This is a genomic window from Parundibacterium terreum, from assembly GCF_014636315.1.
In the GTDB taxonomy this organism is placed as follows: domain Bacteria; phylum Pseudomonadota; class Gammaproteobacteria; order Burkholderiales; family Burkholderiaceae_D; genus Undibacterium; species Undibacterium terreum.
On sequence record NZ_BMED01000001.1, the window covers coordinates 1165036 to 1179081 of the forward strand.

At 55.8% G+C, this 14046-nt stretch carries 12 protein-coding genes; 3 read left to right on the forward strand and 9 right to left on the reverse strand.

The features are described 5' to 3' along the window. Positions 1-90: 90 nt before the first annotated feature. The gene (locus tag IEW12_RS05440) at positions 91-642 is read left to right on the forward strand and encodes a fasciclin domain-containing protein (protein WP_188564922.1); all 552 of its coding nucleotides are present in this window, start codon (positions 91-93) and stop codon (positions 640-642) included. A 72-nt stretch (positions 643-714) separates the two neighbouring features. On the opposite strand, the gene IEW12_RS05445 is transcribed toward IEW12_RS05440, so the two are convergent. The 7 genes from IEW12_RS05445 to IEW12_RS05475 form a co-directional block, all read right to left on the reverse strand. Continuing rightward, positions 715-2223 carry a calcium-binding protein gene (locus IEW12_RS05445; protein WP_188564923.1) on the reverse strand — a complete coding sequence of 503 codons (1509 nt, stop codon included), beginning with the start codon at positions 2221-2223 and terminating at the stop codon, positions 715-717. 337 nt (positions 2224-2560) lie between these two features. Beyond that, positions 2561-3220 (reverse strand): glutathione S-transferase family protein, encoded by a 660-nt coding sequence (locus IEW12_RS05450; protein ID WP_188564924.1) that lies wholly within the window; start codon positions 3218-3220, stop codon positions 2561-2563. 352 nt (positions 3221-3572) lie between these two features. Then, on the reverse strand, positions 3573-4139 hold the full coding sequence (locus tag IEW12_RS05455) for an Rv1289 family protein (RefSeq protein WP_188564925.1): 567 nt from the start codon (positions 4137-4139) through the stop codon (positions 3573-3575). A 185-nt stretch (positions 4140-4324) separates the two neighbouring features. Next, complete coding sequence (locus tag IEW12_RS05460; protein WP_188564926.1) at positions 4325-4801, reverse strand: DUF4188 domain-containing protein; 477 nt, start codon at positions 4799-4801, stop codon at positions 4325-4327. An 801-nt stretch (positions 4802-5602) separates the two neighbouring features. After that, positions 5603-6103, reverse strand: coding sequence for a hypothetical protein (locus tag IEW12_RS05465; protein ID WP_188564927.1), 501 nt, complete (start codon positions 6101-6103; stop codon positions 5603-5605). Between the two features lie 170 nt (positions 6104-6273). Then, the gene (locus tag IEW12_RS05470) at positions 6274-6675 is read right to left on the reverse strand and encodes a hypothetical protein (protein ID WP_188564928.1); all 402 of its coding nucleotides are present in this window, start codon (positions 6673-6675) and stop codon (positions 6274-6276) included. 385 nt (positions 6676-7060) lie between these two features. Next, complete coding sequence (locus IEW12_RS05475) at positions 7061-7570, reverse strand: DUF1579 family protein (protein WP_188564929.1); 510 nt, start codon at positions 7568-7570, stop codon at positions 7061-7063. Between the two features lie 342 nt (positions 7571-7912). Here IEW12_RS05475 and IEW12_RS05480 point away from each other — a divergent pair, with 342 nt between their 5' ends. Together IEW12_RS05480 and IEW12_RS05485 are read left to right on the forward strand one after the other, a co-directional pair. Next, positions 7913-8908 (forward strand): dienelactone hydrolase family protein, encoded by a 996-nt coding sequence (locus IEW12_RS05480; RefSeq protein WP_188564930.1) that lies wholly within the window; start codon positions 7913-7915, stop codon positions 8906-8908. A gap of 132 nt (positions 8909-9040) precedes the next feature. Next, the gene (locus tag IEW12_RS05485) at positions 9041-10999 is read left to right on the forward strand and encodes an acid phosphatase (protein WP_188564931.1); all 1959 of its coding nucleotides are present in this window, start codon (positions 9041-9043) and stop codon (positions 10997-10999) included. Positions 11000-11218: 219 nt separating this feature from the next. Here the strand turns inward: IEW12_RS05485 and IEW12_RS05490 are convergent, their stop codons facing one another. Continuing rightward, positions 11219-13108: a hypothetical protein gene (locus IEW12_RS05490; protein WP_188564932.1), complete on the reverse strand. Its 1890-nt coding sequence runs from the start codon at positions 13106-13108 to the stop codon at positions 11219-11221. After that, the gene (locus tag IEW12_RS05495) at positions 13101-14042 is read right to left on the reverse strand and encodes an ABC transporter ATP-binding protein (protein WP_229750934.1); all 942 of its coding nucleotides are present in this window, start codon (positions 14040-14042) and stop codon (positions 13101-13103) included. The genes IEW12_RS05490 and IEW12_RS05495 overlap by 8 nt, the downstream gene beginning before the upstream one ends. Between the last annotated feature and the right edge of the window lie 4 nt (positions 14043-14046).

Below are 14046 nucleotides of genomic sequence, written 5' to 3' on the forward strand. Positions count from 1 at the left end.
TCGTGGTCGGCATCAAAAAAAATGAATCCGCTTGCGATCAACTGACGTAGAAGTTTATGCAATCTTGCACATACCTATTGAGAGTTGATCATGCAAAAGTTCAAATACGCGATATTGTTTTCTGCTGCCGTTGCAGTAAGTACCTTAGCTAGCGCCGCAGATGTGATGGTGGGTGGGCAAAGCATGCTGCCAAGTAAAGACATCGTCGATAATGCAGTGAACTCCGCCGACCACACAACTCTGGTCGCCGCTGTCAAGGCCGCCGGACTGGTCGATACGTTGAAAAGCAAAGGGCCGTTCACCGTCTTTGCGCCAACCAACGCCGCCTTCGCTAAACTACCCGCTGGAACCGTTGAGTCGTTGGTAAAGCCAGAAAACAAAACCACGCTGACGAAAATATTGACGTATCACGTCGTACCCGGAAAATACGATTTTATGACCTTGACAGGTGAAATCAAAAAGCACAACGGCACGACCGAATTGTCGACCGCCAGCGGTGGAAAGCTATTTTTTATGATGAATGGGCCGCATAACATCACCGTGAAAGATGAAAGCGGCGGAGTGGCCAACATTAGCACTTACGATGTGTACCAATCCAATGGTGTCATCAACGTCATCGATACCGTGTTGATGCCTAAGTAAGTGTCGAGATGCCGGCGCCGTAGGGCAATGGAATGGATTCCTCCCCCTACGGCATCGGGTGTGCCAAACATCTTACACGCCATCTATACCCAGGCCGACAATGGAAGTGCCGGCCGCAAAAGGTGTTCCTGTCAGCTTGATGACCGTATCCCCGGCCGTGTAAGTGTTAGTGCTCCCTACGCTTTCGACATACACATAGGTACTGCCACCCCAGATAAATATGCCGAGGCCATTGCTGGTGACGGCTGCATTGGCGAATATATTCAGGCAAGCCGCCAACGAACCCACTCCCGACAAATCTTGCACCGTATTGATGTTGGAGGCGACTGTGACGATGCTCGCCAGGTTGATGGTGTCCGCGCCGTTGGCGCGGTAGTCGGTAATCGTGGCCACGTTGGCGAAGGTGGATTCGCCGGCGGCGAACCTGAATTCGTTCACGCCGCCACCGCCTGTCAGGATGTCTGCACCGCCCTTGCCTATGATCACATCATTGCCGCCACCGCCATTGATGTTGTCGGCCAGGGTAGATCCTGTCAGGGTGTCGATCCCGGACGAGCCATTCAGCGTGTAGCCGGCGGTGCCGCCGGCCAGGGAGACATCTATCGTGCTGCCTGCGCTGGCTGCATTGATGATGACAGTCCCCGCATTGCTGGTTAAGGCAGTGGCAACAAAGCTTGAAATATTGCTCGCCGTGGCGCTAGCTCCCGCGCTGACCAGCATAATGTCGCCCGTCGTCAGGTCCTTGATGGTGACTGAACCGGCATCGGCGATGAAGGTGTCATTGCCGGCACCGCCGATGAAGATGTCGTTGCCGCCGCCGCCCGTGATGGTGTCATTGCCTGCCCCGCCCGAGACCACGTCATCGCCTGTTCCGGTATGGATGACGTCATTGCCATCGCCGCCGAAGATGAAGTTTTTACGGCTGCCCGCACCGGAGGTGTCGATGTTGTCGACGCCACTGGTTCCCAGCACAACGTATTGTGCGGTGGCGGCACTGGCCAGGCCGGAAGAGTTGGTCACAGTAAGATAGCCTTCCTTGATACTGCTCTGCTGCGTCAGCGTCGTATCACCGGCGCCAAAGCTGCCCAGGCTGCCCGTCACGGACAGCGAGATATTTCCGCCGCCGGTGGTTGCCCAAACCGTTGCGGCATCATAGCCAAGCACCGGAGCGGATGGCGTAGGAATCGTGCCTTCCGCGATGGATTGCGCCTCCACCTGCGCATCGGTCATATGCCCCAGATATTCATACGGCGTGCCGACAGACCAGCTTGCGGAATAGTCCACGCCCAGGATTTTATATAACTGCCGATAAGTCATCTCAGCCTGCGCGGCGCCATAGCCTTCCGACGCCAGATGCGTCACATTGCGCAGCAAGTAGCCGGCATCGTGGTACATCGTCACCAGAGCCGATTCTGCCGCCTGCAAGGGATTGGCGCTGCTCATGATGGTATCCCAATTGCGCTCATCCAGATTGGCGCCCACCTCTCCATACAGCGCCAGGAATGCACGATTGAGTATCAATGTATTGTCGAGGCTGTAGCCTGATTTGAGGATCAAATCGGCCAGGCTGGGTTGGCTCATGGTGGCTCCTGTATGAAGTGAAGATCGGGTGTTTCCCCCAATTTGCAATCACACCGCATTTTGCGGGAGGCCATGTCGATTGGCATGACGAAATTACAAGATAGTTCCCGAAATGCCTTAGTACAAGCTTTATTGGCGCAAACTGTGATTACTCCTGCAAACACAGTTACTCATGGGAATGAAGTCTTGACGGCTATGCCGATGAAGAGACCTGTTCCCGGTCATGCCGAATGGCCGTTGCGGTTTTTCTGGATACCAACAATTTACTGAATGAGCGCACTCACTATGCAACTGGCGGCCTGGATATTGGCGCCTGCTGCATTGCGGCAAGCGCACCTTAATCCCTGTCGGGCGCGCCCAGCGGAAATAGCGGGCGGTAGGGCCTTGCCTCTTCCACCGCGCGGGCGAAGGATGGGCGGGCCAGCAGGCGGGCGCGGTAGGCGCGCAGCAGCGGGTAGCTGCCGGCAATAGGATGCGTCCAGTCTGCATAGAACAGCGATGGCGCAGCAGCGCAATCGGCCATCGTGAAATGCTCGCCGGCGGCCCAGGTTTTGCCGGCGAGTTGCCCTTCTATCCATGCATAGGCAAGTTCCAGCTTTTCTGCGGCATGCGCCCGGCCTTCTTGTGCCTTCTCGGCATTGCCCGTCAACGCGGCTCCCACGGCATGCTGCACCGGGCTCATTACGTGCAGATCAAAAAAACGGTCTAAAAAGCGCACGTCCAGTGCTGCCCTGGCATCTGCGGGCAGCAGGTGCAGCGGCCCGGCGTGCTCAAGCTGCAGGTATTCAATGATGATGCTGGTCTCGACCACGCTGCGCTCGCCGTCCAGCAGCAGCGGAAACTTGCGCAGCGGCCAGCGCTGCAGCCACTCCGCCGCGTGCTGCGGCGTATCCGGCCCCAGGCTACGGAACTCAAAGGGTGTGCCGTTTTCATACAGCGCGATGAGCACTTTTTGCGTGTACGAGGAAAAGGGATGACCATAAAGCGCGAGCGGCATGATGAGTTCCTTAAGAGTTAAGAAGCATGTGATTGACCAGCCCACGTAGGCATCATCACTCCCGACCGCTTCACAGTTGCACAGCCAAAGAAAAGCACTTTTGTAGAAATCGGCACAGTACGCGTGACCGGCGGGTTTCGCCTCAAAGCGGATGGCTGTGCTCTGTACGCGGACCTCTCCCATCTAGTTCATTTTTGAGGCGCCCGGGAGCGTAAAGCAACGCCAACGGTGTGAGAAAGTCAATGTTCATGGGCCAACTTTCCATAAGGGCCGCCGGCAAGTCGTATTGTCCGTCCAGCATCTGCTTATAGAGCGAGTTTGACGGAATCACAGCCTTTTCATCGTCAAGATGTCAGCTAGAGTCTTGCGGCCGGCTGACTTTCGCCTGTGCGTAAAGCCATCCTGAAAGCGCCTCAAAGTGGCCCCACGCGTCAGTTAGCGGTAACTCAACTGAGCCAATAATCCTCTCGCGGATCGGATGCTTGAATTTCTCGGTTTTGTTTGCCGGGTCTCCGATGACGCAAATGATTAGCGCTAGGATGAAACCGCGACCAAGGCCGAACTTTGGCCCGGCCATCATTAACCCATTGTCTATAATTTCTAAGACGGTGTCGACCCCTCCGTCGTGTACGCTAGCAGTGCGCATTCGCTTGTACAGAATCTGCGCTAAAGTGGCTTCGCTGTCACTGATCGCAAGATCATCCATCGGCACCATCGACCAGCCAAAGGCACCGAAAAATATGAAGTGCCGATACTCGTGAAAGAAGTCTCGAAAACGCTGTCCGACTTTGTTTTCTAGTTCAGGCCATTTACGTTTTGCTGTGACGTCGATTGCCGTACATAGCTCCAGAAGACAGCTGTCGAAATTGTTATTGTCATAGTGAATTAACGCCTGTTCTAGCCTATCGCTGATCGCCATATATTTCCGTTCTATCGTAGTTCGTTAGCCGATCTGGCCGCTGCACCGCACTCAGCGCATGTACTTCCGCTTTTGGCCGAACACGGCCAGGATAGTCAGGATAGCATCTTGCTTACGTGCAAAGCTCACAGGTCGGCACGGCATCGCAGAAGTCGCCCCTTATAGGACGCTTCTTGCTGCACTACTCAGGCTTTTGGGCTACGCCCGAGCCGGTCCATCGCTGAATGCTTGCGCCCAGTCGCCGCTTCCAGACTGCCAGCACGGCCCAGCCCAAAGGCAGGCATGTTGACATAAACGCTCTCGTAAGCCCCGGCATCTACGGCGAAGGTTTCGTGCCAGATGCCGACTGTCCCATCAGTACCGACGGACTGATTGAACGCCTTCCACGCCGGCAGATGAACCGCCTGCTTGCTGGTGGCATAGGCCATCAATTGGTCCATCGAGCGCCAGTACTGAACCATGATAAGCGTCCTTGAAAACCACATCTCGGCATGCAGCAAGCCCAGTTCTGGCTGGCGCCGCAGCTCGCTAATCATGCGAGGCATCGCAGCGGCAACCGGCCACCACTTGTGCACCTTCCATGGCTGATTAATACGCATGCCGATGAGGAAAACGACAAAGTCGCCGTCGATTGTTGCGGTGAGCCGTTCACGGTGAATCATGCTGTTCCTTACAAACGAGTTTAATGGTCCGCTCCTAGCCGACTATAGACGCCCAACGATTAACTAAACCGTACAACGAGCTTCGTGCACTCAGTCTCTGCGTGTGCTTTTGCCCACACTTCAGCGGCTTCAATATCTGATTGAAGATTTTCCAGTGCGTGTTTAGCCAGCCAGAACTAACGAGAAAACGGCCGTCTTGAGATGCGCAAAGCCGTGAATGAAAAACGTCGCTGGATTTGCGAATCGTGGAATCTGTCAACAACTCTCCCGTGGCCAGATCCTCTATATCCAAACGGCAGTAGTCCTTTGGGCAATGCGCCATGACTTCGCGCCCAGATGGTAGCCGGAATAACACAATTGGATATTCGTAGACGTCAGCATGGTAAAAACTGCGGTTTAGTTCTCGGAGAATCTTTCCATCTTTAAGCAACAATCCTTTAGTGCCGCATCGCGTATAAATAACGGAGTAAGCGCTTCCGGGTAAAGTGGCAGATGCGTCAAATGGAAACGCATACCGCATATTGGTTGGATAACATCGCCATTAAGATGATAACGAGTACCGCCGCCAACCCAATCTACGAGGCTGTCGCCGTCCCAGGCTAAAGAGCTGACTCCTTTTGCTGGTATATATATTTCACTCATACAAATAAACCAAACTTCATATTTTCCTCTATTGTTTCTGGAGAGCGTGTCAATTCTGAAGATACGTTCGAACGTTCGCTCCTGGCTCTGTAAACATCACTCGAATTTCTTTCGTTCCCCGGACACCGAGTAAATTCAGCACACCCTACAGCCAGATCCTCACTGCGCCTTGCAAACAGCGCTGGCCTGGCCCCATTCCGCTTTCGGCAATATCCTGGCTCCGGCGGGTGCTTTGCCGGACTGGTGTTCCAGCAGTGTGATGCTGCATTGGTCTGCTGCCAGTTTGGTATCGTAGGTTTTGCCGGCTTCCGGTGTGAAGCGCATGGCTATTGCGCAGCTGCCGATTTTAACTACCGCCTGGTTGTTGACCGGAGTGACGCTGGTGCTGGATTTGGTGTCTGCAATCAGGTAGACAGGCTCGCCGGCCCTGATCAAGACTTGTTTGTGCCGCCCTAATACATTGCCCGTTACTGCCACCGAACCGCTCTTTTCTGTCTTTTGCTGGCAGGGGTTGTCGTACACCATCCAGTTGGTTGCGGCGGTCAGGCTCGCTTCGCCGTCTATATTCAGCGTCGATTGGGACTCGCTCTGCTTGGGCGCCTGGTATCCAGCACAGCCCGCTAACAAGGATAGGATAAGGAGGGGAGCAATTTTTCTCATGGCAATCCGTGGAGGAAGATGGAGTGCGCAGTATATTAATCATTAGACAATATTGCAATATACACTCTCTTCTTTGCAACACATGCAAAAGAGGTTCTGCTGCATTGCCTCTTCACTGAGGCCGCCCAAGCATCCTGACCGGTTTCAAACGTCACTTCGTAGCGGGGCTTTCAAGAGTTCCTGAGTCTTAAGCGTTGGCCGGGAGTTCCGACATATTGTTCCGTTGATCTTTTACCGGCAGAGTTTTCGACCGTCACCCTGAAGTGAGGGCCATAAGCTGAATCAGTGCCGAATCGCACAACAAGACTTTTGATATACGCCAATTCAATTCCGTGTTTCTCGCACATTTGCGGGATCGCATCACGGAAAAGGAAAATGGCACGACGGAGTGAATCGGACGGTATAGCTCCCGTGGTAGCACCGGTCAAAAAATCAATCGTTATGTGCCCGTCTTCGGAAGCTGCGGCTTCAGCAAAGACATTTATTTCGTAGATTCCGATGACGAAGCTCAAGCCACTTGCCATTGAATCTGCAACGTTATGGGCGAGCGATTTTAGGTTGCCAAATTTCATATCGAGGCTTGATGTGTTCTAGAAGCTATATTACTGGATGCTACGCCCTGCCCACTTGGGGCCGACTTCTTTTAACTTGCACAATCGCTACAGATGCCCCTAACTGCTAAACTTTGATTTCTTAAGGAGAGCAACTCCAATGAGTTCTAAACCGAGGCAAACCCCAACCCATATCCCGTGAACTAAGTCGCTGTCCAAGGCGGCCGGGTGGTTAACGCGGAGAATAATCTGGTACGCACACAGGCCAATCAAGCCAGTGCTCATCACACCAAGTGCAGTCTTTCTGATATCGCTTCTCATCGTTTTCCTTTCAAAGTTTACGCAAATAATAGTATCCGCAACATCTGTTCCCGGCCGAAAAATACCTGCCGTTGCAACATTTCAGCTAGTTGCGCCTGATGTCATACCGGGCAAAATGCTTCCAGGTGCCGTCCGGCTTGGATGCCTCAATCTCGAACACCCAGGATGTGGCCTCCGGGCTATAAGTCAGCGTGTCGCGGAAGGGGCCGCTGGCGTAGGGGAATATAAATTGGATGGTGTTGCCGTTGATATGCCCGCTTGCATGCGGCACAGAGTATTTACCTCCAAAACTATCCATCCAATGCGCGATGACGGTTTGACTTTCTTTGTCGTAGCCCAAGAATACGCGCGCTTCATACTTGGCGGGTACCTGCACATCTTTCATATGCATTTCTGTGAAGGTATTTTGAAGCGTAGCTTCTGCGCGCATGTTATAGGTGACTGGCTTACCCATGACGTCACCGGTCATGATCCAATTTCCATCCAGGGCTTTTACTATTTCTGGCCTGGTGTCGATGTCGCGCAACTGTTCCTGGGAATGGGCGCTGCCTGCCGCGAGTGAAATAAGAATCGTGAGTGTGGTGAAAAATCGCATTTACAATCAATTGGTTGATGGTGAGCGGGAGCTTAATTAAGCACTCTGAATTCCCCATCGTGCCACACAAAAATTATCAAAGCAACATCAAATTGAGATGATGGATAAGAATAGCTCTTGCCTGCAAGGGCTACCCCAAGCGGCCGTTGCGGCGCTTACCTTTTACTGTCGACCTACTATACTGCAGCGTGGCGGTATGAATTTAAGCGGGCGCGCCACTTCCCAGCCATGCGACCAGGGAATATGGCGCCATACCAGGGCCGGTGTGGTCTGTTGTGATGAACTGTGTGCTTGCGGTGTGTCTGCATTGTGCCTGAATTGCCAGCTTGAAAGGAAGTCGTCATGTTGAACCCGCTCCCGCTATTGTTCCGCCCTGCCCTTAGCCTCGCCTGCCTAGGCATCTGTATCTTGGCCTGCATTGCGCCTGCCTCGGTTTTTGCGCAGGTGGCGCGGATGGAGATTCATACCTTTCCTTCCATGACCTTGAGCGACCAGGAGTTCCTGACCGGCAGCAAAGACGGCAAGGCTGTGACGCTGGCAGGTGAGCTGCGCTTGCCGCGTGCGGGCAGCGATAGGCTTGCGGCGGTGGTGATATTGCATGGCTCGGGCGGCATCAACGGCGGCATTACCGACTGGGCGCAGGACCTGAATGCGATGGGCGTGGCCACCTTTGTGATTGACAGTTTCACCGCGCGCGGCATCACCAATACCTTCAATGACCAGGCCCAGCTTGGCCGCCTGGCGATGACGATAGATGCGTACCGGGCGCTGGATCTGCTCGCCAGGCACCCGCGCATAGATCCGGCGCGCATTGCGCTGATGGGTTTCTCCCGTGGCGGCCAGCCGGCGCTGTATGCGAGCCTGAAGCGCTTTCAAAAAATGCATAGCACAGCCGGGCTGGAGTTTGCCGCCTACATGCCGTTTTATGCAGCCTGCGGCACCAGCTATCTGGAAGATGAGGGCGTGGCCGGCAAACCCATACGCCTGTTCCACGGCGTGGCCGACGACTACGCACCGATTGCTGCCTGCCGCAGCTACACTGCCCGCCTGCAGGCAGCCGGCAAGGATGTGGTGTTGACGGAATATGCGGGCGCGGGCCATGTGTTTGATTGGCAGGCGCTGAAAAAGCCGGTGAAGCTGGAGAAGGCGCAGCGCACGGGGCAATGCGTGCTGGCTGAGGCGCAGGACGGCGTGATCATCAATGCCAAGACCAAACAGGCCTTCAGCTACGCCGACCCCTGTGTGGATCTGGGCCCTACTATTGCCTATGACGAGAAGGCTTCCAACGAGGCCAGGAGAGACGTCAAAAATTTTGTTACGGCCGTCCTGAAGCCGTGATTCAAGCCGTGATTTTTCTCAACGGCTGCTGTCTTTGACAGGTCGCTGGCAGCCAGCAAACGGTGTCACCAGCAGGTCATACTGTCGAATTACCATCGTTTCAATTTTTTTCAATTGAACGAGGGTATCAAAATGCAAGAGCAATTATTTTCTCGCCGCCTGCCGTCCATTATCGCAATCAGTATTGCGTTTGGCTTGTCTGCTTGCGGCGGTTCCTCCAGCCCGGTCGCAGATGCACCGCTGGTCATACCATCGGCACCGGCAGACCCGGGAGTGGTTGATTCCGCCCCGGTTGCGGCCAACGTTCCTGCCTTTGTCGATAACGTGGCATCGAACCAGCGCGGCGACGCCCGTTACGCCACCGTAGACACCAATGCCGGCGTACGTGTGCTGGTGGGCTTCAAGGATATCTGGAAACCGCTGACTGACATTGTGGATGCCGGCGTTACCGCGCCCGCGGTGGGCAGCTTCCCAGCGATTGTTGCCTCCGCCTGGACAGGCCTTCCCAAGGATGGCACTGCAGGCGGCACCATCCTGAATACCTCGGTGCACAATGCAAATATCCAGTACGTCATCGATGCGACGAGCAAACGCACGCCTGCACAAGAGAGTGCAGCGTATCTGGATGACCGCCGCGGCAAAGGTTATAGCGTCACAGACGGACTGGGACCGCTGACCAATGCCTGGAGGCTGTCGGCCCAGCAGACCACCAGCATTACCGCCATTGCGGCAGATTCAGGGTCTGTTTTATACAACGACAGCGGCAACAATACCGGTGTCGGCGGCAGCGCGAATGCCGCCTTTGGCAACGTAGTCGATTTGGTCAACGCGATGGGAAACAATGGTTCCACCGAACCGGCCAAGCGCTTTTATAAATACGCGAGGCCATTCCGCTGGAGCAGCAGTGTCGTAGTCGCGCCTTCCCTGATTCCGGCGATCAGCACAACGCCCGCCACAGACGGCGGCTTTACCAGCGGACACTCGGCTGAAGCAACGCGCGATGCGGTGGGGATGGCCTATGCAGTCCCTGAGCGCTTTCAGGAAATTCTCACTCGCGGCCTGGAGCTTGGAGAAAACCGCATTCTGGCCGGCATGCATTCACCCCTGGATGTGATCAGCGGACGGGTCCTGGCACAGGCCGTGGCTGCCGCCAACTTGCTGGACCCAGCCAATGCCGCCAAAAAAGCTGCGGCCGTTACGCAGGCCCACACTGCCCTGATGGCGCAGACCAACACGACCGCGGACAATTTTTACGCGTTCGCTCATTCCGGCACAACGGACACTGACCGCTTTGCGGACTATGCCACCAACAAGGCCAATTATTTGCGCCGCCTGACGTATGGCTTCGCCCCGATTGCTTCTACCAACGTTGCCGCCGTGGTGCCAAAAGGCGCAGAAGTGCTGCTGGAAACACGCCTGCCCTATTTGAGCGACACGCAGCGCCGGGTCGTTTTGAAAACAACGGCAATCCCCTCGGGCTATCCTGTCCTGGATGACGCCGAAGGCTGGGGACGCTTGAACTTGTTTGCGGCGGCAGACGGCTATGGCGTTTTCTTTGGCAACGTGGTGGTCTCCATGGATGCAAGCAAGGGCGGCTTTTATGCGCTTGATAGCTGGCGCAATAATATCTCCGGCACTGGCAAGCTGACCAAGCAAGGCAGCGGCGTGCTCAAGCTCACCGGCAACAACACCTGGACAGGCGGCACCCAGCTGGAAGCAGGCACACTGGAAGCGGATGCCGCCACCGCGTTTGGCGCCGGCGATGTCTACGTATCAGGCGGCACACTGGCAGGCAATGTCACTGGCACATTGACTATCGGCGGCAAATATACGCAGCTGGCCAATACGACGCTGGAGCTGAACATGGGCAGCGCGCAGAACAAATTTTCTGTGAACGGCACCATGACCATCGCTGGCGGCACCCTGCATATCAAGTTCCCAGGCGGCTATAAACCTGCCTTGGGAGATACCTTGAACCTGATCAGCGCCGCCAGCCTCAAGGGTAAATTTACGACCATCAACGTTGACGGCTTCACGACTGTGACATCCACCTACACAGACACGGGATTGCAGCTTCGCCTGGGTTCCTGAGGCCTATTCCAGCCTGTCCGGTGCAAGCTTGGAACGGGCTAGGCTGTAACGATAAAGCAGCCACGCAGCCGTAAAGTACCAGGCTGCGTGCGCGGAGAAGATCGCCATCAAGCTGTGCGGCGTCTTTGCGGATCCGTGAACAAGATCAGAGCAGCCGGCAGCAATGCCGCTGCTGCGCCTGTGGCTGCGCACCAGCGTAAACCAGGTTACCTCCCCTGCCTATGCCATCTGGGCTCCAGGCAAATCGGATAATTTTCCTGCAAACGGCAAGCGCTGTTGCTGGGCCAGCAGCACAAACAGGCCGGGCAGGCCCAGCATCAGGCAGGCGGCTATCCATACCGCCCTTTGCCACGTTGAGCATGCCGTGCGCTGCAGCCATAGCCATGCCGCTACGCCGGAAATGAGCATGGCGAGCAAGGCGATGATCTGCGCATCCCGCGGCCGCGGCATGAAGAAGTGGGTCGAATCCGTGGCCTGGCCGGCATCCAGCACACGCCCTCTGTCCAATAACATGTCCGGCACTTCCAGCAGAGAGAACAAGGCTGGCGACATCCAGTATTCCCGATGGGCGAGAAAAACGCCCAGTTCATCCACCAAGGCGCGCCGATTGATCACGCTGGCCTGGCCATTTTGCACATGGTAGGTAATCGCCTGTGAATTTCCTGCACCATGCTGAAGATCCCCGGCGTACAGCAGAGTGACGATAGTGCCGTCCGCCACTTCCGCCGTATTGACCAGACCGAGGTCGCTCACCGGGCCAGGCAGTGTAATGCTGTAGCGTTCAGTCGGCAGTTGCTCCGCCGAACCGCCGGTTGAAGCCGGCATCACATAGGACACCACGCGCTTGTTGGTGATCAGGGTCATGCCCTTGCTGTCGAAGCTGGGCGTGGATGCCAATGATTCACCACCACTCAATGCGACGATCTGGCGTATCCTCATTGGGTTGGAGTCCAACAGGTAGAGCGCGCTGCGAGAGAACAATACTGTGCGCGCTACAACACCGGCTTCTGTTCGCGATGTTTGGTAATACGCAGAAACCGGCTCCGCAAAGCCCGCTGGATCGTTGATGCCATGCGGCCCCAGCGATAGCTCACGCTGAGTGCCGGTATCATTATTCAGGGCGATAAAACGCATGCTGTCGTGGCTGAACGGCCAGTTGTAACGCTTCCCGTCATACATGATAGCCGGATCTGTATTGGCAGCCTGATTACGGACAGAGAGTTTACGCACACTCGGGCGCAGGGTGCTTTCGTCTGACGGGGATAGCTGATCACGCCAACTCTTTGCGCGCGGATCCGAAGATGCCGCCAGCTCATTTTGCAAAAGCTTGAAGTCGCCCGCGGCATCCTGTGCTTCAAGATAGCCGCCGGGAACGTAATTTTCTGGGCGGTTTTTTCCCAATGCCGTGAAACCAACCTTGAACAGAATGGTGCCGCTCCAGGACATGGCAATGTAAAAGCACAGCAGCATGGGGATGGCAGCGATGGCAAAAGAGAGGGGCCGATCTTGCATGCTCCGGCGCTCGGGGCGGAACACCGTGTACAGCGCATAGCCCATCAGCAAGATACTCAGCAGAGCGGGCAGTAAAAGCACATAGGTAGAGGCCAGGTAAAGGCTCATCAGCATGAGGGGAAAAAGCAGGACCACGAAGGAAAAGCGGTGCCGGGCCAGTATCGCATAGCTTACAGATTGCCAGCTCAAAATACAGAGCAGCACTACATGCAGCGCGTCCACATAGAAGCGAGTATCGACCACGCGGGCATGCTCTGCCTGCGTTGCCAGCAAAGATAGAATGAGCGGCAGGCCAGCCGCCAGTCCGATCAGCGCCGCAGCAGCGAACTGGATCGCCACAAAAATCTGCCAGCGAGGTATGGCGCGATGCAACAGCCATATCCAGCGCGCGGGCTGCTTGTAGGCGCCGATCTGGTACAGGGCCAAAGCCCCCGCTGCCAGCAGGTACGCAGCAATGCCTATGCAATACACCACATATTCATTGCTCAAAAAACTGGTAGCGCGAAATTCGTGGTAAGAGATGAGCAAGCTTGCCGCCGCAAAGATCAGTGCGGCCTTGCGAAAGCGGCGGCACTCCGCCAAAAACAGTTCAAGCATGGTGGCTCCCTGATTGGTTGAAATTGCCAGCGGCTCTTCGTGAGATATGGCCACTCGCGAGCAGGCTGTCTACCGCGCGGTTCAGGCCCACAGCGCTATTGCTGATATGGCGCGCGCCCATGCTGCCCAGGTGCGTTTCAAAGTCTGCGGGCGCATCCATCATCATCAATTGGGTTACGCCGTCTATCTGCTGGATTTCCAGCAAACCCGGCAAGCGGTGCAGATCAGCTTGATTTCCCGCCATGTCGGCAGCCCACAGCCGCACGCGCTGGCATAGCTCATCCGGCTCCGACATATAACGCAGGCGGCCAAGCTCCATGATGATGAGGTGATCGGCAATGCGCTCTATCTCCTCCATCTGGTGCGAGCAATAAATGATCGTGGTCTCTTGCGCCGCGCTGGAATACATCAGCGACTCCAACAGCGTGCGCTTGGCCACCATATCGAGGCCGAGCGTAGGCTCATCCAGAATCAGCAGCTCCGGCCTTTGCCCCAGCGCCAAAGCCAGGCTGACGCCGGCGCGTTCGCCGCGCGACAACTGGCTGATTTTTTGTTGCGGCTGCACGTTAAAGTTGCGGACGACTTCCTCAAAGCTTTCCTGGTTCCACGCCACATTGCTGCGCTGCAGCCTGGTCAGCTCATCTACCCTCATCCAGTCCGGTAGCGTGTGTTCTTCATTCACGAAACCGATGCGCGCGCGCAGCTCCGGCGTGAGCGCGCTGCAGTCCTGCCCCAGGATGCGGGCGCGGCCCGCAATGGGCGTTTCAAAACCCAGCAATACACGGAACAGCGATGACTTGCCCGCGCCATTTGCGCCTATCAGCGCGTGGATACCGCCACGCGGGATTTGCAGCGACAGGCTGTTCAGCGCCGGCTTGCGGCCGTAATAGAGGCTTAAATTTTCCGTCTCGATGACATAGGGATTCATGGGCATGGAC

Excerpts from the sequence above, each read along its gene's own strand:
- IEW12_RS05475 (WP_188564929.1), bottom strand. The coding sequence starts at position 7,570 with ATGCGATTTTTCACCACACTCACGATTCTTATTTCACTCGCGGCAGGC.
- IEW12_RS05495 (WP_229750934.1), bottom strand. The coding sequence starts at position 14,042 with ATGCCCATGAATCCCTATGTCATCGAGACGGAAAATTTAAGCCTCTAT.
- IEW12_RS05485 (WP_188564931.1), top strand. The coding sequence starts at position 9,041 with ATGCAAGAGCAATTATTTTCTCGCCGCCTGCCGTCCATTATCGCAATC.
- IEW12_RS05455 (WP_188564925.1), bottom strand. The coding sequence starts at position 4,139 with ATGGCGATCAGCGATAGGCTAGAACAGGCGTTAATTCACTATGACAAT.
- IEW12_RS05480 (WP_188564930.1), top strand. The coding sequence starts at position 7,913 with ATGTTGAACCCGCTCCCGCTATTGTTCCGCCCTGCCCTTAGCCTCGCC.
- IEW12_RS05445 (WP_188564923.1), bottom strand. The coding sequence starts at position 2,223 with ATGAGCCAACCCAGCCTGGCCGATTTGATCCTCAAATCAGGCTACAGC.
- IEW12_RS05460 (WP_188564926.1), bottom strand. The coding sequence starts at position 4,801 with ATGATTCACCGTGAACGGCTCACCGCAACAATCGACGGCGACTTTGTC.
- IEW12_RS05440 (WP_188564922.1), top strand. The coding sequence starts at position 91 with ATGCAAAAGTTCAAATACGCGATATTGTTTTCTGCTGCCGTTGCAGTA.
- IEW12_RS05465 (WP_188564927.1), bottom strand. The coding sequence starts at position 6,103 with ATGAGAAAAATTGCTCCCCTCCTTATCCTATCCTTGTTAGCGGGCTGT.
- IEW12_RS05450 (WP_188564924.1), bottom strand. The coding sequence starts at position 3,220 with ATGCCGCTCGCGCTTTATGGTCATCCCTTTTCCTCGTACACGCAAAAA.
- IEW12_RS05490 (WP_188564932.1), bottom strand. The coding sequence starts at position 13,108 with ATGCTTGAACTGTTTTTGGCGGAGTGCCGCCGCTTTCGCAAGGCCGCA.
- IEW12_RS05470 (WP_188564928.1), bottom strand. The coding sequence starts at position 6,675 with ATGAAATTTGGCAACCTAAAATCGCTCGCCCATAACGTTGCAGATTCA.